This window comes from Streptomyces sp. CBMA291 (genome assembly GCF_014596525.1).
Taxonomy (GTDB): Bacteria; Actinomycetota; Actinomycetes; order Streptomycetales; family Streptomycetaceae; genus Streptomyces.
In genome coordinates this window covers 121,239-140,611 of record NZ_MSJP01000111.1, presented here as the reverse complement: position 1 = coordinate 140,611, position 19,373 = coordinate 121,239, and the positions used below count along the sequence as shown (strand labels likewise).

Genomic DNA, 19,373 nt, shown 5'->3' with positions numbered 1-19,373 from the left:
GTTCGGCCGCCGCGCGCTCGGCAGCGGCCTTGGCGGCAGCCTGGGCGGCGAGCTTCTCCGCCGCCGCCTTCGCGGCGGCTTCCTCGGCCGCCTTCGCCGCTGCGGCGGCCTCGGCCATCCGGCGGGCCTCCTCGGCGCGCAGCAGGGCCTCCTCGGCCTTGCGCTGCTTCTCCAGGCGGCGCTTCTCCTCCTCGGCCCGCCGGAGCGCCTCCTCGGCGGCCAGCTTGCGGAGCCGTTCCTGCTCCTCCGCGCGGGCCTTCTCCTCGGCGGCGAGGCGACGGCGCTCCTCCTCGGCGGCCTGCTCGGCGGCGATCCGGGCCTCCTCGGCCTTGCGCCGGGCCTCCTCCGCCTGCCGTTCGGCCTCCAGGCGGCGCGCCTCTTCCTCCTCGCGCCGCTTGCGCTCCTCCTCCTCGGCGCGGAGCCGGGCGAGCTGCTCCTGCCGCTCGCGCTCCAGACGCTCCTCCTCCGCCTTGCGCACGGCTTCTTCCTCGCGCCGCTTGCGCTCGTCCGCCTCGGCCTTGCGGCGGGCGGTCTCGACGGCCTTCACCTCGGCCTCGGAGAGCGGCAGCACCCGGTCGAGCCGGTGGCGGATGACGGTGGTGACGGCCTCGGGCTCCTGCCCCGCGTCGACGACGAGGTAGCGGCTGGGGTCGGCGGCGGCGAGGGCGAGGAATCCCGCCCGTACGCGCGCGTGGAACTCGGGCGGCTCGGACTCCAGCCGGTCGGGCGCCTCGGTGAAGCGCTCCCGCGCGGTCTCGGGGGAGACGTCGAGGACGACGGTCAGATGCGGGACGAGCCCGTCGGTCGCCCAGCGGGAGATACGGGCGATCTCGGTCGGGGACAGGTCACGCCCCGCGCCCTGGTAGGCCACGGACGAGTCGATGTACCGGTCGGAGAGGACGACCGCGCCCCGCTCCAGGGCCGGCCGGACCAGGGAGTCGACGTGCTCGGCGCGGTCGGCCGCGTACAGCAGGGCCTCGGCGCGGTTGGAGAGCCCGGCGGAGGACACGTCGAGCAGGATCGAGCGGAGCCGCTTGCCGATGGGGGTGGCGCCGGGCTCGCGGGTGACGACGACCTCGTGGCCCTTGGCGCGGATCCACTCGGCGAGCGCCTGGACCTGGGTGGACTTCCCGGCGCCGTCGCCGCCTTCCAGGGCGATGAAGAAGCCGGTACGGGACGGGGCCTGCGCCGGGTCGGAGCCGCGCAGCGCGTCGAGCAGATCGCGGCGGAGCGGGACGCCCGCCCGGTCGTCGGTCTTGGCGAGGACCAGCGCGGCGACGGGCAGCAGCAGGGCGCCGATCAGGGCGAGCGTGAAGGCGGCGCCGCCGTGGGCGAGGACGGCGTCGCCGGAGACCAGCTGGTGCGGGCCGATCGCGGCGGCGAGCAGCGGGGCGACGAGCGCGCCGAGCGCCATGCCGACGCGGGCGGTGGCCTGGAGGTGGTCGGTGGTGCGGGCCCTGCGGGGCTCCTCGGTCTCCTGGTCGATCAGGGTGTGGCCGGTGTTGGCGGCGACTCCGGCCGCGTATCCGGCGAGGACGGCGAGGAGGAGCACGGTCGCCGTGTCGGGGACCAGGCCCATCGCGATCAGGGCGACGCCGGTGACGGCGGTGACGAGGGCGAGCAGCCTGCGCCGGGAGAGGACGGGCAGGACACGGCTCGCGGTGCGGATGCCGACGGCGCTGGCCCCGGCGAGCGCCAGGACCAGGAGGGCGTAGGTGACGGGCCCGCCGCCCAGGTCGTGGGCGTGGAGCACGCCGACGACAGCGGCTCCCGCGAGGGCCCCGGCGACGGTGGCGCAGGTCAGGACGAGGGCCTTGAGCGACCCGGTGCGGCCGGGCTCGCCCGCCGGGCGGCGCAGGCCCTCCAGCGGGGAGCGCGGCCGGTACTTGCCGCCGCCGGGCAGCGCCATCAGGTACAGGACGCTGGCGGAGGCGGCGAAGAGACCGGCGGAGACGTACGAGGCGAGGGCCGCCTGGTGGAGCGAGAACCAGTCGACGCCGAGGCCGAGCAGCTCGGCCACGAGAGTGGCGACGAGCAGGACGGCGGCGGCGGCGGGCACGGCGAGGAAGCCGGTGCGCTGGGTGAGGGTACGCAGGGCGCCGAGGTGGTCGGGGAGCGGGCGTACCGCCGCGCCTTCCAGCGGCGGGGCGGGCACGAGGGCGGGCGCGGCGCCCTCGCGGCTGATCGTCCAGAGCCGTTCGGCCGCTCCGGTGACGAAGACGGTGCCGAGGAGGTACCAGAGGGCGTCGCCGGGGGTCCAGTCGAGCCACAGCGGGGCGACGACGAGGAGGGCGACGCGGACGCCGTCGGCGCCGAGCATCGTCCAGCGCCGGTCGAGGACGCCCTTGGCGCCGGTGAGCGTGGTCAGCGGGCCGAGGAGCACGGCGCCGAAGAGGAGCGTGGCCAGCAGGCGCGCGCCGACGACGGCGGCGACGGCGAACGCGGCGCCCCGGTAGCCGCCCCCGAGCGCGTCCTCGGCGATCGCCGCCTGGAGTCCGAGGAGGACGAGGACGAGGAGGGCGAGGGCGTCGGCGACGCTGCCGGCCGCGTGGGCGCTCCACAGCCGTCGCAGCGGCTGATGGCGCAAGAGGGCCCGTACGGCGCGCTCCCGGGAATCCGCCACGAGTGCGGCGTCGGAATCGCCGAGGCGGACTGGCTGCTCTGCTCGCGTCATCCGTCCACCCTATCCGGACAGCCTCGCCCTCTGCGGCCCCCGATCGAACATCAGGACGGGTCTGTAACGGGCTGGCGGCGGGGCCGGAGCACCACCCGGCCCGACACCCGACGCCTACGGTTCCCGAGCGTCGCGGGGTGCTTACGTTGCGGGTTTGTGGGGGGGGGAGAGCCGGGTGGGGCTGGTGGGCCCGGTGGGCCGGTGAGCCCGGTGGGCCAGCGGGCTCCGGTGAGCCGGTGAGCCGGTGAGCCGGTGAGCCCGGTGGGGCCTGGTGGTCCTGCGGTCCGGGAGTGCCCTGCGGGCGGGAGGACCCCGTCCGGGAGGGACCGCCAGCCAGGAAAGCCCCTGGCTGGTAAAGGCCCCAGGGAGGGCCAGGGACCTGGAATGCGTGGAAGTCCTGGTGGCCTGGTGGCCCGCAGGGGCCCGGGGCCTGGAATGCACGGAGGCCCCGATGGTCTGGCGCCCGCAGGGGCCTGGGGCCCGGCAAGGCCTGGGGGCTCGGGGGCCAGAAGGCGCGGGGCCCGGCAGACCCCGGTGCCCAGCAGACCCCGAGACCCGGCAGACCCGAGACCCGGCAGACCCGGCAGACCCGGAGCCCGGAGGCCCAAGCCCCCACGCCCCCGGCCCCTGCCGCGCCCGTCTACTCCGGCGTGGCCACCCTCACCGGTCGCCTACTCCGGCTTGGCCGCCGACGCCGACGTCGTCTTCTTCGCCGCCGTCTTCTTGGCGGCAGCCGTCTTCGTGGCCGTCGTCGTCTTCTTGGCCGCGGTCTTCTTCGCGGCGGCGGTCGTGGTCTTCTTCGCCGCCGTCTTCGTGGCCGTCTTCTTCGCCGCCGTCTTCGTGGCCGTCGTCTTCTTCGCGGGGGCCTTCTTGGCGGTCTTCTTCGCCGGTCCCTTGGCGCGCTTCTCGGCGAGCAGCTCGTAACCGCGTTCCGGCGTGATCGTCTCCACACTGTCGGCGGTCCGCAGGGTGGCGTTGGTCTCGCCGTCCGTCACGTACGGGCCGAAGCGGCCGTCCTTGACGACCACGGGCTTCTCGCTGACCGGGTCGGTGCCCAGTTCCTTCAGCGGCGGCTTGGCCGCGGCCCGGCCCCGCTGCTTCGGCTGGGCGTAGATCGCGAGCGCCTCTTCGAGGGTGATCGTGAAGAGCTGCTCCTCCTCGGTGAGCGACCGCGAGTCCGTGCCCTTCTTCAGGTACGGGCCGTAGCGGCCGTTCTGCGCGGTGATCTCGACGCCCTCGGCGTCGGCGCCGACGACCCGGGGCAGGGACATCAGCCGGAGGGCGTCGTCCAGGGTGACGGTGTCGAGGCTCATCGACTTGAAGAGCGAGGCCGTGCGCGGCTTGACCGCGTTCTTGCCGGTCTTCGGGGTGCCCTCGGGCAGGATCTCCGTCACGTACGGGCCGTAGCGGCCGTCCTTGGCGACGATCTCGTGGCCGCTGACCGGGTCGGTGCCCAGCTCGAAGTCGCCGCTGGGCTTGGCCAGCAGCTCCTCGGCCAGTTCGACGGTCAGCTCGTCGGGGGCGAGGTCGTCGGGGACGTCGGCCCGCTGGTGCCCCTCCTGCTCCTTCTCGCCGCGCTCGACGTACGGGCCGTAGCGGCCGACGCGCAGCACGATGTCGTTGCCGACGGGGAAGGAGGAGATCTCGCGGGCGTCGATCGCGCCGAGGTCGGTGACGAGTTCCTTGAGGCCGCCGAGGTGGTCGCCGTCGCCGTTGCCCGCGTCGGCCGCGCCGCCGGTGCCGGTGCCGGTGCCGGTGCCGGTGCCGCCGGTCGTGCCCGTGCCCTGGCCGTCGCCCTCGCCGAAGTAGAAGCGCCGCAGCCACGGCACGGCCTGGGCCTCGCCGCGGGCGATGCGGTCGAGGTCGTCCTCCATCTTGGCGGTGAAGTCGTAGTCGACGAGCCGGCCGAAGTGCTTCTCCAGCAGGTTGACGACGGCGAAGCTCAGGAAGGACGGGACGAGCGCCGTGCCCTTCTTGAAGACGTAGCCGCGGTCGAGGATCGTGCCGATGATCGACGCGTACGTCGACGGGCGGCCGATCTCGCGCTCTTCCAGCTCCTTGACCAGCGAGGCCTCGGTGTAGCGGGCCGGGGGCTTGGTCGCGTGGCCGTCGACGGTGATCTCGTCGGCGGTCAGCGCGTCGCCCTCGGCGACCTGCGGCAGCCGCCGCTCGCGGTCGTCCAGCTCCGCGTTCGGGTCGTCGGCACCCTCGACGTACGCCTTCATGAAGCCGTGGAAGGTGATCGTCTTGCCGGAGGCGCTGAACTCGGCGTCCCGGCCGTCGGAGGACCGGCCGCCGATCTTCACGGTGACCGAGTTTCCGGTCGCGTCCTTCATCTGGGAGGCGACGGTCCGCTTCCAGATCAGTTCGTACAGCCGGAACTGGTCGCCGGTCAGACCGGTCTCGGCCGGGGTGCGGAAACGATCACCCGAAGGCCGGATCGCCTCGTGCGCCTCCTGCGCGTTCTTCACCTTGCCCGCGTAGACGCGTGCCTTCTCGGGCAGGTAGTCGGCGCCGTACAACTGCGTGACCTGCGCACGAGCCGCCGAGACGGCGGTGTCGGAGAGGGTCGTGGAGTCCGTACGCATGTAGGTGATGAAGCCGTTCTCGTACAGCTTCTGCGCCACCTGCATGGTCGCCTTCGCACCGAAGCCCAGCTTGCGGCTCGCCTCCTGCTGGAGGGTGGTGGTCCGGAAGGGGGCGTACGGCGAGCGGCGGTACGGCTTCGACTCGACCGAGCGCACCGAGAACGCGGTGTCGGCGAGGGCGGCGGCCAGGGCGCGCGCGTTCGCCTCGTCGAGGTGGAGGACGTTCTCGCTCTTCAGACGCCCGTCGGGGCCGAAGTCACGGCCCTGCGCGACACGCCGGCCGTCCACCGTGGCGAGACGGGCCACCAGGGACGCCGGGTCGGAGGCGTCTCCGGTGCGGCCGGTGCCGAAGGTGCCGGTGAGGTCCCAGTACTGGGCGGAGCGGAAGGCGATGCGCTCCCGCTCCCGCTCGACGACGAGCCGGGTGGCGACGGACTGCACGCGGCCAGCGGAGAGCCGGGGCATGACCTTCTTCCACAGGACCGGCGAGACCTCGTAGCCGTAGAGGCGGTCGAGGATGCGGCGGGTCTCCTGGGCGTCGACCATGCGCTGGTTCAGCTCGCGCGGGTTGGCGACGGCTTCGCGGATCGCGTCCTTGGTGATCTCGTGGAAGACCATCCGGTGGACCGGGACCCGGGGCTTCAGGACCTCCTGGAGGTGCCACGCGATGGCCTCGCCCTCGCGGTCCTCATCGGTGGCGAGAAAGAGTTCGTCGGACTCGGCGAGCAGCTCCTTGAGCTTCCTGACCTGTGCCTTCTTGTCGGCGTTGACGACATAGATGGGCTGGAAGTCATGCTCGACGTCGACTCCGAGGCGGCGCACCTCGCCGGTGTACTTCTCGGGCACCTCGGCGGCGCCGCTGGGGAGGTCGCGGATGTGCCCGACGCTCGCCTCGACCACGTAGCCGGGGCCGAGGTAGCCCTTGATCGTCTTCGCCTTGGCAGGCGACTCGACGATGACGAGTCGGCGGCCGCCGTGTGCGGTCTCGCTGGTCGGGGACAACTTCGCTCTTCTCTCCGGATCGACACTCTCTGGCACGTACGGCGCTGGCACGTACGGCAGCGGCACGGACGGTGACGCTCCCGTCGCTGCGGAGTGTGACGGTACAACCCGCCCCCGTGTCAAACGGCGAAAGCCCGCAACGGCCACTCGAACGGTAACCCGAGTCCTGGCATTCCTGCCGCCCGGACTCCCGGTCGGGTGGGGCGGGCCCGTCGTACGCGGGGCGCCGGGGAGGGATTCAGAGGCGGCCGAAGCACCAGACGCCGAGGAGGAGGAAGACGATGCCGCAGAGCCCGGACAGCGCGAAGGCGGCGCGCGGGGCGATGCCGTACGCGACGGGCTCGCGGTGCAGCGTGCGCACGGTGGTCCACAGCAGCAGCGCCCCGCCGAACAGCGTGAACGCAGCCCCCGCGAAGATCGCCGGCCCGCTCTCCATGCCCGTACCCCGTTCGTTCCGTGCCGTTCCCGTGGGGTGTCGTCCCCCGCCCCGAGGCTGGCACCTCCGGACGTCGTGGGCGCGAATTCCGGGTGAACGGCGCGGAGCGGCTCGTACGGTTTCACGAGGATGGCCGGTAGTCGCCCGCTCCGTCCGGTGCGGGCGGGTCCGGGGGCCCGGAGGCGGAAGGTGCGGGAGGGGGCTTCCCACGGGGTGGGAAGGGGCCGGGCCCCGAGCCTCCTCCACCGTCCGCGCGGGCCTTCCCGCGGCTTCGGGCCGGGGGCCCGACCAGCGGGGTTCCGCCGCCCGGCGAGCGTCGCCCGCCCGCCGGGCCCGCTCCGGCAGACGGGCTTCCGGCGCCTCCGGCACATCGCGCGACGGCACGGAAACGGAACACCCCGGGCGGCCTGCGGGACAGGTGCGCCCGCCCGACGACAGGGCCGGTTCCGGCCTCGCCGACGGGGGCGGGGTGGGGTGGAGTGGGGTGGGGTGGAGTGGGGCGGGCTTCGCTTGCCGGGTCGGGGTGGGCTTCGCTTGCCGGGTCGGGGTGGGCCTCACCGGCTGAGTCGGGGGGCCTCGTCGGGCGGGTCGGGGTGGGCTTCGCTTGCCGGGTCGGGGTGGGCTTCGCTTGCCGGGTCGGGGTGGGCCTCACCGGCTGAGTCGGGGGGCCTCGTCGGGCGGGTCGGGGTCGGGCCGGGTCAGGCCAGGGCTTGTCGGGCCAGGTCTCATCGGCCGGGTCAGGGTCGGTCTCGTCGGCCGGGTCGGGGTCGGACCGGGTCAGGCCAGGGCTCGTCGGGCCGGGGCTCGTCGGGCCGGTCGGTCAGGCATCGCCGACCGGGAGCAGGAAGCCTTCCTCCACGAGGAGGCGGATCGCCTGCGGGGTGCGGTCCCGGAGCAGGACCGGGTCCTCGCCCATCAGTTGTCCGATCGCGTCGAGGATGCGGCCCGCGCTGAGGGTGCCGTCGCAGACTCCGGCGAAGCCCGCGCCGACGTGGTCCACCCGGGTGGCGCGGCGCATGCCCCGGTTCTGCCGGAGCACGACATGCTCCGGGTCCTCGGCGCCCGGCAGTCCGACCTGCTCCTGCACGACCTCGGGCGCGAGCGTGAACCGGTCGGCGAGGAGAGCCGCGTCGTCATGGGTGCGCAGATAGTCCTGGCGCTCGAAGTGGGCGCGGACGGTGGGGCCGAGGGGCTGCTCCACGGGGTGCGGCCACTCCTCGACGACGATCGACGGCTCGACCGCGCCGGAGGCCACGGCCGCGCTGCGGCGCAGGGTGATCCAGCCGAAGCCGACCGCGCGCGTCTCCCGCGCCTCGAACTCGTCGAGCCAGCCCTCGTACGCCCGCCGGTACTCCTCCGGGTCGCCCCGGTGGTCTCCGCTGTCACGCAGCCACAGCTCCGCGTACTGGGTGATGTCCTGGACCTCGCGCTGCACGATCCAGGCGTCGCAGCCCGCGGGCACCCAGGATCGCAGCCGGTCCTGCCACTCCTCGCCCTCGACGTGCTGCCAGTTGGCGAGGAACTGGGCGTACCCGCCGTCGTTGAGCCGCTCGCCCGCCTCCTGCACGAGCGTCCGGCACAGGTCGTCGCCGCCCATCCCGCCGTCCCGGTAGGTGAGCCGGGCGCCGGGGGAGATCACGAACGGCGGGTTGGAGACGATCAGGTCGTACGTGGTGCCGTCGACCGGCTCGAACAGCGAACCGGTCCGCAGCTCGGCCTCCTGGGCGCCGGAGAGGGCGAGGGTGAGGCGGGTGAAGTCCAGGGCGCGCGGGTTGAGGTCGGTGGCGGTGACCCTGGTCGCGTGCTGCGCCGCGTGCAGCGCCTGGATGCCGGAGCCGGTGCCCAGGTCCAGCGCGGCGGCGACCGGCGTACGGACCGTGATCCCGGCGAGGGTGGTGGAGGCGCCGCCGACGCCGAGGACGACCCCTTCGTCCTTCTGCCCGATGCCTCCGGCGCCGCCGACGGCGCAGCCCAGGTCGGAGACGATGAACCAGTCCTCGCCGTCCGGTCCGCCGTACGGCCGGACGTCGACCGTGGCGGACAGGGTGCCGTCGTCCGCGCGCACCAGCCAGCCGTCGGCGAGGGCCTCGTCGAGCGGCAGCGCGGCGGCGGCCCGCTCCCGGTCCACGGAACACTGGAGCAGGAACAGCCGGACGAGGGTCTCCAGCGGGGAGTCGCCCCGGGTGGCACGCAGGGCGGGCACGGTCTCGCTGCGGGCGAGCGCCGCGTAGGCCGGGGCGCCGAGCAGGTCGAGCAGTCCGTCGGCGGTGAAGTCGGCGGCGAGCAGGGCCGCGCGCAGCGGGGCGGCGTGCGCGGGCACCGGGAGGCTGGGGGTCAGGCTGGTCGTACTCACGCACCCCATTGTGACGGCCACCACCGACAACCGGGCGGGCGACCCGACGGGCGGGACGGATGGCATGCGGGTGGGGTGGCCGAACCGGGCGGGGTGGCCGAACCGGGCGGAACAGCCGAACCCGGTGGGCAGGCCGGAACCCGCCCCGGACCCACTCGGGGAGCCGGGCGGATCCGGGCGGATCCGGGGGACGCCCGGCGAACCGGCGGCTGGGGAACCCGGGCCCGCCCGACGGCCCCGGGGAAGGGCGCGCCCGGCAGACCCAGGCGAGGCGACGGCCCCCGGCGAATCCCCGGGCGCGAGCCGGGCCGCCCCGGGCCCGGTTACTCGGTCTTGGCCTCGGCCGACTTCTCCGCCGGCTTCTCGGACGGCTTCTCCGTCGCCTTCTCGGCCGGCTTCTCCGACGGCTTGTCAGCGGGCTGCTCCGACGGCTTGGCCGCGTCGCCCGCGGCGGCGCCGGGCTGCGGGGAGGCCGTGTCCGCGGTCTTCGGCGGGACCGAGGCGGTGGGCTTCTGGCAGCCGGGCTGCTTCGCCATCGCCTGGCCGAGTTCGCCCTCCTCCAGCTTGGACAGGGCGGCCTGGTCCATCTTCTCGATCTTGGTGAGGCCGTCGGCGACACCCTGGAGACCGTCGGCGAACTTCTGCTGGTTCGTCGGGTCCAACGCGTCGACCTGCTTCTTCAGCCCCTCGTAGGCCGCCGCCGTCGCGTTGAGTTCCTTGACGGCGTCCGTCTTCACCTTCTCGCCGTTCTCGACCGGCGGCGCACCGGCGCTCTCCACGGCCTTGGCGAGCGCCCGGTCGGCGTCCGCGATGTCCTGGAACGCCTTCGAGTCGGCGGCCTGGATCTCGGCGGGCTTGCTGTCCGCCGCCGTCGAGATGATGATCTGGTGGGCGTTGGCCCGCTTCTGGATCTGGGGCTTGGCCTGGTCGCAGAACGCCCTGGCCCAGTCACCCATCTTGTCGCCCTCGTCGCTGCAACCCGACAGCGCGAGCACCAGTACCGCGCCGCCGGACAATGCGGCCGCAAGCTTCTTGTTCACCGGATCGGTCCCTTCCAAGGCTCTCGGCCCCGGAACATACACGCCGAACGGGCTACTTCCACCTTTCGTACGAGTGGTTCGTACCGGATTGCAGCCTTTCGCACCAAGGGGGAGCTGCCTTACGCGCCACACCGACGCGCGGAAATGAGACGGACCCCACGTCAGGAGGGACTCGGCGCACGTCGCTTGGAGGCGCGGACGGCGCCCGCCACGAGGAGGACGGCGACCACCGCGACCACCGCCCGCAGACCGGGGTCGGCGTGCTTCCCGTAGCCGAAGCGCACCACCGCCGGGGCGATGAGCAGGGCGACCAGGTTCATCACTTTCAGGAGCGGGTTGATGGCGGGGCCCGCCGTGTCCTTGAAGGGGTCGCCGACCGTGTCCCCGATGACGGTCGCCTCGTGCGCGGCGCCGCCCTTGCCGCCGTAATTCCCCTCCTCGACCAGCTTCTTCGCGTTGTCCCAGGCGCCGCCGGAGTCCGCGAGGAAGACCGCCATCAGCGCACCCGTCCCGATCGCCCCGGCGAGGTACGCGCCGAGCGCGCCGACCCCCAGCGCGAAGCCGACCGCGACCGGGGCGGTCACCGCGAGCAGGCCGGGCGTGACGAGTTCGCGCAGCGCGTCCTTGGTGCAGATGTCGACGACCCTTCCGTACTCGGGCCGTTCGGTGCCGCCCATGATCCCGGGGTGCTCGCGGAACTGCCGCCGTACCTCGTACACCACCGAACCCGCCGACCGGGACACGGCGTTGATCGCGAGCCCCGAGAAGAGGAAGACGACCGAGGCGCCCAGGATCAGACCGAAGAGGTTGTTCGGCTGCGAGATGTCCATCGACAGGGTCGCCTCCTCGGCCCTGGCGCCGACGTCGGCGACCGAGGTCGCGATGGCGTCCCGGTAGGCGCCGAAGAGCGCCGAGGCCGCGAGGACGGCGGTCGCGATGGCGATGCCCTTGGTGACGGCCTTCGTCGTGTTGCCGACGGCGTCGAGTTCGGTGAGGACCCGCGCGCCCTCGCCCCGCACGTCCCCCGACATCTCCGCGATGCCCTGCGCGTTGTCGGCGACCGGGCCGAAGGTGTCCATGGCGACGATCACGCCGACGGTGGTCAGCAGCCCCGTACCGGCGAGCGCGACCGCGAACAGCGCCAGCATGATCGAGGTGCCGCCGAGCAGGAACGCGCCGTAGACGGTGAGCCCGATGAGGATCGCCGTGTAGACGGCCGCCTCCATGCCGAGCGCCACGCCCGCGAGGACGACGGTGGCCGGACCGGTGAGCGAGGACCTGCCGATGTCCCGGACCGGGCGCCGGGTGGTCTCCGTGAAGTAGCCGGTGAGCTGCTGGATCAGCGCGGCGAGGACGATGCCGAGGGCGACCGCGACGAGGGCGAGGACCCGGGGGTCGCCGCCGTGGCCGGGGATGCCCGGTTCGGTGACGCCCCGGAGCCCGGCGTACGAGTCCGGCAGATAGGCGAAGGCGGCGACGGCGACCCCGGCCAGCGAGATCGCCGCCGAGACGAGGAAGCCCCGGTTGATCGCGCTCATGCCGCCCCGGTCGGAGCGGCGCGGCGAGACGGCCAGGACGCCGATGACGGCGGTGACCACGCCGATCGCCGGGACCATGAGCGGGAAGGTCAGACCGTGGTCGCCGAAGGCCGCCTTGCCCAGGATGAGCGCGGCGACCAGGGTCACGGCGTACGACTCGAAGAGGTCGGCCGCCATGCCCGCGCAGTCGCCGACGTTGTCGCCCACGTTGTCGGCGATGGTGGCCGCGTTGCGCGGGTCGTCCTCGGGGATGCCCTGTTCGACCTTGCCCACCAGGTCGGCGCCGACGTCCGCCGCCTTGGTGAAGATGCCGCCGCCCACCCGCATGAACATGGCGATCAGCGCGGCGCCGAGACCGAAGCCCTCCAGGACCTTGGGCGCGTCGGCGGCGTAGACGAGGACGACGCAGACGACGCCGAGCAGCCCGAGGCCCACGGTGCACATGCCGACGACACCGCCGGTGCGGAACGCGATCCGCATGGCCCGGCGCGCGACCTCGCCCGGCTCCCGTCGCGGCTCGTCGGGCCCCGGTGTCGCCTCCCGCGCCGCCGCCGCGACCCGAACGTTAGCCCGTACGGCGAGCCGCATCCCGAGATAGCCGGTGAGCGCCGAGAACAACGCCCCCACCAGGAAGAACAGGGAACGCCCTGCCCGCTGCGACCAGTTGTCGGCGGGCAGCGCGAGGAGCAGGAAGAACACCACACCCGCGAAGAGCGCGACGGTCCGCAGCTGCCGCGCGAGATAGGCGTTGGCGCCCTCCTGCACGGCGGCGGCGATCTCCCGCATCCGCTCGGTCCCCTCCCCCGCCGCGAGCACCTGCCGGACGAGAAGCCGCGCGACCACGAGCGCGAGGAGGGCGACGACACCGACCACGGCCACGATCGTCCGATTCCCGCTCGTGAGCACCGCCGCGGCGAGAGATGTGGGATCCATGGGGACGGATCATAGGGAGACGAAACGGGACGGAACGGGATACACCAATTCGTGGGCGGGGGCGTCTTTCCTGGCGGCTGGGGTGACGGGGACGTCGGCTTTGACGGGTGGAGTGACGGCGATGTCGGCCTTGGCAGCCGGGGTGACGGGGGCGGCTGCCCTGGCCTCCGGAGTGACGAGGGTGACGGGAGCAGCTGGGTTGACGGGGCGGCTGCTGGGGGGGGGGAGGACGGGAGGGCCGCTGGGGTGCCTGGTGGGTTGCTGAGGTGCCCTGGTGGGGAGACGACGGCCGACGGGCGCAACCAGCGCGTACCTCGACGCCGGGATCGATCCTGGTCCCAGTCCTAGCCCCGGTCCCAGCCCTGGTCCCGGTCCCGGCAACGAGACGGGGCCCCGCATCGCAGGGCCCCGTCTCTCACCACATACGCGTGGTCCAAGCGGTCAGGACGGGATGTCCGCCGAGCTGACCGGCCAGGTCATCCGGATGGTGCCGCCGTCCTCACCGGCACTCACCTCGACGTCGTCGACAAGCCCGCGGATCACCGCGAGGCCCATCTCGTCCTCGCCGTCGGCGTCGTCGAAGTCCTCGGCCGGAGCCGGGGCCGTCCCCCGCGCGCCGGGGACACCGGCGGCATCGGCCGCCGCCACCCCCGCGCCCGGCACCTCGTCGCCGACCTCGATGGAGAACGTCTTCTCCTCCTCGGTCAGCGCGACGCGGATGGGGGACGTGACGCCATTGCCGCGGTGCAGCCCGACGGCGCGCGAACACGCCTCGCCGACGGCGAGACGCACCTCGTCGAGGACCGCCTCGTCCACCCCGGCCCGACGCGCGACCGCCGCCGCCACCAGGCGGGCCGTACGGACGTGCTCGGGCTGAGCACTGAAGCGGAGTTCAACGGTGGCCATGCGAACCCCCTGGGCTCAGTCGACGGCGTTGACGGCCTCGTCGACCGAGGTGTGGATCGGGAACACCTTGGTGAGACCCGTGATCCGGAAAATCTTGAGAATGCGCTCCTGGTTGCAGACCAGGCGCAGCGAGCCCTCGTGGGCACGCACGCGCTTCAGGCCGCCGACGAGCACACCGAGTCCGGTGGAGTCGAGGAAGTCCACGCCCTCCATGTCGACGACCAGGTGGTAACTGCCGTCGTTCACCAACTCGACCAACTGCTCGCGCAGCTTGGGCGCGGTATACACATCAATCTCGCCACCGACCTCGACGACCGTACGGTCACCACCAGCGCCGGACACATTGCGAGTCGACAGGGACAGGTCCACGGATCCTCCAGCACCTTGCTATGGAACGATCGTCCCCTCGGATCTCCCGGGCGGAGTCGGGGAACCGATCGCCAGCCGCGATGGCATTCAATCACTTACCAGCAGCCATGCACGACGCCTTGGGAGCATTGTCCGTCATGGCGGTGACACACTCGGTGCCGATGGCCAAGAATCACCGCCCCCGTCGTCCGGCCGGGGAGACGGGCAGCCGCCCCTCCCCCGGCGAGGTCCTCGACCGGCTCTCCTCGGGCGAGAGCCGCGCCGCGCGCATCACCCATACGGAGCACATGCCCGCCCGGGAGGGCCGTCATGCCGTCTGGCCGCACCTCATCCGGCCGGAGGTGATCGCGGCGATCGAGGGGGCCGGGATCGAGCATCCCTGGGCCCACCAGGCGGAGGCAGCCGGGCACGCCCTCGACGGCTCGTCCGTGGTGATCGCCACCGGAACCGCCTCCGGCAAGTCCCTCGCCTACCTCGCCCCCGTCCTCAGCACCCTCCTGGACGGCGCGGAGGCCCCCAACGGGCGCGGCGCCACCGCCCTGTACCTCTCCCCCACCAAGGCCCTCGCCGCCGACCAGCGCCGTGCCGTACGGGAACTGGCCGCCCCGCTCGGCACCCGCGTCCGCCCCGCCGTCTACGACGGGGACACCCCCGTCGAGGAACGCGAGTGGGTCCGCCAGTACGCGAACTACGTGCTGACCAACCCCGACATGCTGCACCGGGGCATCCTCCCCTCCCACCCCAGGTGGTCCTCCTTCCTCCGCTCCCTGCGGTACGTCGTGATCGACGAGTGCCACACCTACCGGGGCGTCTTCGGCTCGCACGTCGCCCAGGTGCTGCGGCGACTGCGCCGGATCTGCGCCCGGTACGGCTCCGAGCCGGTCTTCCTCCTCGCCTCCGCCACCTCCGCCGAACCCGCCGTCGCCGCCCGTCGCCTCACCGGCCTCCCGGTCGTCGAGGTCTCCGACGACGCCTCCCCGCGCGGCGAACTGGTCTTCGCCCTGTGGGAGCCGCCGCTCACCGAGCTGCACGGCGAGCGCGGCGCGCCCGTCCGCCGCACCGCCACCGCCGAGACCGCCGACCTCCTGACCTCCCTGACCCGCCAGGGCGTCCGCTCGGTCGCCTTCGTACGCTCCCGGCGCGGCGCCGAACTGATCTCGGTGATCGCCCAGGAACGGCTCGCCGAGACCGACCGCTCACTGGCCCGCCGGGTCGCCGCCTACCGGGGCGGCTATCTGCCCGAGGAGCGCCGGGCCCTGGAGCGGGCCCTGCACTCCGGCGAGCTGCTCGGCCTCGCCGCCACCACCGCCCTGGAGCTGGGCGTGGACGTCTCGGGCCTGGACGCCGTCCTCATCGCCGGCTATCCCGGCACCCGGGCCTCCCTGTGGCAGCAGGCGGGCCGGGCCGGCCGCTCGGGCGAGGGCGCCCTCGCCGTCCTGGTCGCCCGCGACGACCCGCTGGACACCTTCCTGGTCCACCACCCGGAGGCGATCTTCGACCAGCCCGTCGAGTCGACCGTCCTGGACCCCGACAACCCCTACGTCCTCGCCCCCCATCTCTGCGCCGCCGCCGCCGAGCTGCCGCTGACGGAACCGGATCTGGCGCTCTTCGGCCCGGCCGTCCCCGGGCTGCTGCCCCAGCTGGAGGGCGCGGGGCTGCTGCGCCGCCGCTCCACCGGCTGGTACTGGACCCGCCGCGAACGGGCCGCCGACCTCACCGACATCCGGGGCGGTGGCGGCACCCCCGTCCGGATCGTCGAGTCGGGCACCGGCAGGCTCCTCGGCACCGTCGACGAGGCCGCCGCCCACACCGCCGTCCACGAGGGCGCCGTCCACCTCCACCAGGGCCGCACCTACCTGGTGCGGGAGCTCGACCTCGCGGACTCCGTGGCCCTCGTCGAGGAGGCCGCCCCGCCGTACTCCACCACCGCCCGCGACACCACCTCCATCGCCGTCCTGGAGACCGAGACCGAGATCCCCTGGGGCACCGGCCGCCTCTGCTACGGCTCCGTCGAGGTCACCAACCAGGTCGTCTCCTTCCTGCGCCGCCGCCTGATCACGGGCGAGGTCCTCGGCGAGACCAAGCTCGACCTGCCGCCCCGCACCCTGCGGACCAGGGCCGTGTGGTGGACGGTCACCGAGGACCAGCTCGACGCCGCCCGGATCAACCCGGAGATCCTCGGCGGCGCCTTGCACGCCGCCGAGCACGCCTCCATCGGCATGCTGCCGCTCTTCGCCACCTGCGACCGCTGGGACATCGGCGGGGTCTCCATACCGCTCCACCCGGACACCCTGCTGCCCACCGTCTTCGTGTACGACGGGCACCCGGGCGGCGCGGGCTTCGCCGAACGCGCCTTCCACACCGCCCGCGCCTGGCTGACCGCCACCCGAGAGGCCATCGCCTCCTGCGAGTGCGAGGCGGGCTGCCCCTCCTGCATCCAGTCCCCCAAGTGCGGCAACGGCAACGACCCCCTCCACAAACGAGGCGCGGTCCGCCTCCTCACGGAACTCCTCCGGGAAGCACCGGATCCGCAAGCGCCTCCTGCGGACCCGCCCGGGAACTGACCTCCGGGTGGTAGCGGCCGAGGACGGTCCGGGCGGCGACCTCCGCGATCCCGCCGTCCCGCAGCCCGCAGCGCACCAGCTCGACGCCCTGCGCGGCCGTCACCCGGGCGGCGGCCGCGCATGCCTCGGCCTCGCCCCACAGCGCCCGGTCGGCGGCGGCGAGGGCGGCCAGGTCCGCCGCCCCACCAGCCCGGTGCCGCGCCGTCACGGCCTGGCCGAGCGCCAGCACCGCCCCGAACACCACACACAGCGCACAGGCCGCGAACGCCACCCACACGGTCGCCGCGCCCCGATCACCACCACACCGCCGAAGACCGGGCAGAAACCGCCGGGACCCGCGCCGGGACCCCGCCCTCACAGCGAGCCCCCTTCCCCGGAAAACGCCGCCATGCCCCCGTCCTCGGAGAGCGCCGCCGCGCCCCCGCCTCCGGAGAGCGCCGCCGCGTCCGTGTCCTCCGCGAGTGCCGCCGCCTCCGCCCTCAAGGTGAGGCCCATGCCCCGGGGGCCCGGGGCCGCCGCCTCCACCGTCACCCGCCACAACTCACCCGATCGTGTCACCGCGACCCGGGCGCCTTCGGGCGCGGCGGCCCGCGCGGCAGCCTCGGCCGTGGCCACCGGTTCGGAACGGGCCGCCGACCTGGCACCCGCCCGCGCCGCGTCCACACAGCGGATCTGCGCGGCTGCCGCCGCCAGCGCCCAGAGCAGGGCCACCGTGAACAGCGCGAGCACGGGCAGCACCAGCGCCGCCTCCACCGTCACGAAACCCCGGTCAGAACGGCGCATCGAGGGCCTTCCCGATCACCGATTCCAGTGCCCCCGAGACCGTCCCGCTCGTCACGATCTTGTAGAGCACCGCGGCGAACGCCGCCGCCGCGATCGTCCCCACCGCGTACTCGGACGTGGTCATCCCCGCGTCCGCGCCGTCCCCGCCGTCCCCGCGCACGGCCTTCCACCGCGCCCGCCACCAGCCGGCCCGTCCCTTCGCGCGCACCGCTCCACGGGCCGCCGTCCCCGGCCGGGCCTCCTCTCCCGCGTTCCCCGGTACATCCGCGTTCCCCGCCACACCCGTGTCACCCGTGTCACCCGTGTCACCCGCGTAGACCGTCATGTCCGTTCTCCTTCATTCCTCGGAATCGTCCGTTTTCTGTCATGTCGTTCATCCGGGTCGTCCGGTCCTCGACCGATCCGACCCGGCTCATCCCTTCAGGAGGCCCATGGCGAGGCCGATCACCACCGGGGCCACCCCCACCGCCAGGAAGGCGGGCAGGAAGCAGAGCCCCACGGGTGCGCTGATCAGCACCTGTGCCTTGCGGGCCCTGGCCGCAGCCGCCCGGGTCCCGGCCGAGCGGAGCGCGATCGCGTGCCGGGCCACGGCCTCCGCCGCAGGCGCTCCCGACGAACCCGCCCGTTCCATGCAGCGGGCCAGCCCCTCGGCGCCCGGTATCTCCCCGAACCTCCCCCACACCTCGGCCGGTTCGCCGCCGAGCCTCAGCTCCGCCGCCGTACGGCTCAGCCGTTCGCCCAGCGGGCCGCCAAGGGACCGGCCCACCGCCTCCGCCGCCTCGCCCGGCCCCGCGCCCGCCGAGGCACACGCGGCCAGCAGATCGGCGGCGAGCGGAAGATCACGCACCATGGCCTCCCCCTCCGCCCGACCGGTCCCCCGGCCCGTGAACCACCGCCGGGCCCCCACCCCCGCCAGGGCACCGGCCGCCAGACCGCCGAGCACTCCGAACAGCACCCAGCCGAGTACGGCCGTCCCGAAGGCCGCGCCTCCGTGCCACACCCACTCCGGCAGCCCGTTCCCGGCCTTCGGGCCGGCGGGCCGCACCTCCGGGAACAGGCCGCGCAACCTGCGCCGTGTCCCCCGCGACCGCCGTCCGGCCACCGCCTCGCGCACACCTCGCGCGCATCCGATCGACACCACCGCGAGCAGCGCCCCCAGCCGTACGACCTCGCTCATGCGCATTCCCCTCCCCGGACGATCCGCGCGGCCCACCACAGTCCGGCCGCCTCCAGGGCTCCGCCGACGGCGAGACAGCCCAGGCCCGCCGGGGTCCGCAGCAGCACCCTCAACGGGTCCGCGCCGAGCGCCGCGCCGAGGCCGATCCCCGCGACCGGGAGCAGGGCGAGCACCACCACCGTGGCCCAGGCACCGGCCAGTTCGGCGCGCAGGCGCTCCCGCTGTTCGTGGTGGTCCCGAAGGACCGCTTCGAGCCGTTCGAGCCCGGCGGCCAGACCCGCTCCGCCGTCCACGGCCACCTGCCAGCAGGCCGCGAGACCCCCGAGCCCCTCGGCACCCTCCCGGGCCGCGGCCGCGCGCAGGGCCTCCGGCACGTCTCCGCCGAACCGGGCCGCGGCGAGCACCGCCGCCTCCTCTGCGCCCAGGGCCCCGGTCTCCCTGGCGGCGAAGGACAGCGCCTGCGCGGGCTGCCATCCGGCCCTCAACTCCCCCACGAGCGCCCCGCACAAGGCGACCACCCGCGCGGCCCGCGCCTCACGTTCCTTGCGGCGCTCGGCCGCCCGCAGCCGCCGCCCGAGAAGCGGCACCGCGAGCGCGCCCGCGACCAGGGGCAGCGGCGAGGCCCCGAGGACCGCGAGGACCCCCGCGACCGGCAGGCACAGCCAGGCCCGCCGCTCCCGCGCCACGGCCCACCAGCGAGCGCCGAACCTCCGCCAACCGTCGCCGAGCCCGAGGGCGGGGCCGAGCATCCGCCAACCGTCGCCGGGATGGAACACCGCCCGCCCGCCCGCGAGTCCGGGCCGCTCCCGGGCCCCGCTCCCACCCTGTCCATCAGGGCCGTCCGGGCCCTCGTGTGCGTTCGGTCCGCCAGGTGCCTCCGGTCCGTCGAACGGGCTCGGGCCGGTGCCCGCGAGGACCGCTCGCGCCCGGTGCGCGCCGCGCCGCCGCCCGGCCATCCGCCAGAGCGCCGAACCGGCGCAGAGCGCCATCGCCACCTGGGCCAGGGCCCG

The 19,373-nt window shown here is 74.1% G+C and carries 14 protein-coding genes; 1 reads left to right on the top strand and 13 read right to left on the bottom strand.

Annotated features, from left to right (window positions below; genetic code table 11):
* The 8 genes from tmk to BU197_RS28050 all read right to left on the bottom strand — a co-directional run.
* Positions 1 to 2,674 (bottom strand): dTMP kinase (tmk, locus tag BU197_RS28085; protein ID WP_188271118.1); only part of this gene is annotated, 2,674 nt, incomplete at its 3' end.
* A 671-nt stretch (positions 2,675 to 3,345) separates the two neighbouring features.
* A complete protein-coding gene (gene topA, locus BU197_RS28080) occupies positions 3,346 to 6,264 on the bottom strand; it encodes a type I DNA topoisomerase (RefSeq protein WP_188271117.1) in 2,919 nt (972 codons plus the stop codon).
* Positions 6,265 to 6,502: 238 nt separating this feature from the next.
* Positions 6,503 to 6,700, bottom strand: coding sequence for a hypothetical protein (locus BU197_RS28075; protein ID WP_188271116.1), 198 nt, complete (start codon positions 6,698 to 6,700; stop codon positions 6,503 to 6,505).
* Between the two features lie 820 nt (positions 6,701 to 7,520).
* Positions 7,521 to 9,062, bottom strand: a complete 1,542-nt coding sequence (locus tag BU197_RS28070) for a methyltransferase (RefSeq protein WP_188271115.1) — start codon at positions 9,060 to 9,062, stop codon at positions 7,521 to 7,523.
* 314 nt (positions 9,063 to 9,376) lie between these two features.
* Entirely contained in the window at positions 9,377 to 10,093 is a 717-nt protein-coding gene (locus BU197_RS28065) for a small secreted protein (RefSeq protein ID WP_188271114.1), read from the bottom strand.
* Positions 10,094 to 10,254: 161 nt separating this feature from the next.
* Positions 10,255 to 12,564: a sodium-translocating pyrophosphatase gene (locus BU197_RS28060; RefSeq protein ID WP_188271113.1), complete on the bottom strand. Its 2,310-nt coding sequence runs from the start codon at positions 12,562 to 12,564 to the stop codon at positions 10,255 to 10,257.
* Positions 12,565 to 13,005: 441 nt separating this feature from the next.
* Positions 13,006 to 13,470: an ATP-binding protein gene (locus tag BU197_RS28055; RefSeq protein ID WP_188271112.1), complete on the bottom strand. Its 465-nt coding sequence runs from the start codon at positions 13,468 to 13,470 to the stop codon at positions 13,006 to 13,008.
* A gap of 15 nt (positions 13,471 to 13,485) precedes the next feature.
* Positions 13,486 to 13,839, bottom strand: a complete 354-nt coding sequence (locus BU197_RS28050) for an STAS domain-containing protein (RefSeq protein ID WP_015034520.1) — start codon at positions 13,837 to 13,839, stop codon at positions 13,486 to 13,488.
* Positions 13,840 to 13,919: 80 nt separating this feature from the next.
* Between BU197_RS28050 and BU197_RS28045 the strand changes: the two genes are divergently transcribed.
* Entirely contained in the window at positions 13,920 to 16,403 is a 2,484-nt protein-coding gene (locus tag BU197_RS28045) for a DEAD/DEAH box helicase (protein ID WP_188271111.1), read from the top strand.
* On the opposite strand, the gene BU197_RS28040 is transcribed toward BU197_RS28045, so the two are convergent.
* The 5 genes from BU197_RS28040 to BU197_RS28020 all read right to left on the bottom strand — a co-directional run bounded on the left by BU197_RS28040 (position 16,339) and on the right by BU197_RS28020 (position 19,352).
* Complete coding sequence (locus BU197_RS28040; protein ID WP_411158546.1) at positions 16,339 to 16,680, bottom strand: Rv3654c family TadE-like protein; 342 nt, start codon at positions 16,678 to 16,680, stop codon at positions 16,339 to 16,341. The genes BU197_RS28045 and BU197_RS28040 overlap by 65 nt on opposite strands.
* Before the next feature lie 77 nt (positions 16,681 to 16,757).
* The gene (locus BU197_RS28035) at positions 16,758 to 17,186 is read right to left on the bottom strand and encodes a TadE family type IV pilus minor pilin (protein ID WP_223183904.1); all 429 of its coding nucleotides are present in this window, start codon (positions 17,184 to 17,186) and stop codon (positions 16,758 to 16,760) included.
* Positions 17,173 to 17,394 (bottom strand): DUF4244 domain-containing protein, encoded by a 222-nt coding sequence (locus BU197_RS28030; RefSeq protein ID WP_411158547.1) that lies wholly within the window; start codon positions 17,392 to 17,394, stop codon positions 17,173 to 17,175. Before BU197_RS28030 ends, BU197_RS28035 begins: the two co-directional genes overlap by 14 nt.
* Before the next feature lie 204 nt (positions 17,395 to 17,598).
* Positions 17,599 to 18,363, bottom strand: coding sequence for a type II secretion system F family protein (locus BU197_RS28025; protein WP_411158545.1), 765 nt, complete (start codon positions 18,361 to 18,363; stop codon positions 17,599 to 17,601).
* Positions 18,360 to 19,352 carry a type II secretion system F family protein gene (locus BU197_RS28020; protein ID WP_223183910.1) on the bottom strand — a complete coding sequence of 331 codons (993 nt, stop codon included), beginning with the start codon at positions 19,350 to 19,352 and terminating at the stop codon, positions 18,360 to 18,362. Before BU197_RS28020 ends, BU197_RS28025 begins: the two co-directional genes overlap by 4 nt.
* Between the last annotated feature and the right edge of the window lie 21 nt (positions 19,353 to 19,373).

Bases quoted from the DNA above. Each gene is read 5' to 3' on its own strand.
- BU197_RS28020 (WP_223183910.1), bottom strand. From the start codon at position 19,352: ATGGCGCTCTGCGCCGGTTCGGCGCTCTGGCGGATGGCCGGGCGGCGG.
- BU197_RS28035 (WP_223183904.1), bottom strand. From the start codon at position 17,186: ATGCGCCGTTCTGACCGGGGTTTCGTGACGGTGGAGGCGGCGCTGGTG.
- BU197_RS28075 (WP_188271116.1), bottom strand. From the start codon at position 6,700: ATGGAGAGCGGGCCGGCGATCTTCGCGGGGGCTGCGTTCACGCTGTTC.
- BU197_RS28055 (WP_188271112.1), bottom strand. From the start codon at position 13,470: ATGGCCACCGTTGAACTCCGCTTCAGTGCTCAGCCCGAGCACGTCCGT.
- BU197_RS28025 (WP_411158545.1), bottom strand. From the start codon at position 18,363: ATGAGCGAGGTCGTACGGCTGGGGGCGCTGCTCGCGGTGGTGTCGATC.
- BU197_RS28045 (WP_188271111.1), top strand. From the start codon at position 13,920: ATGGCATTCAATCACTTACCAGCAGCCATGCACGACGCCTTGGGAGCA.
- BU197_RS28060 (WP_188271113.1), bottom strand. From the start codon at position 12,564: ATGGATCCCACATCTCTCGCCGCGGCGGTGCTCACGAGCGGGAATCGG.
- BU197_RS28070 (WP_188271115.1), bottom strand. From the start codon at position 9,062: ATGGGGTGCGTGAGTACGACCAGCCTGACCCCCAGCCTCCCGGTGCCC.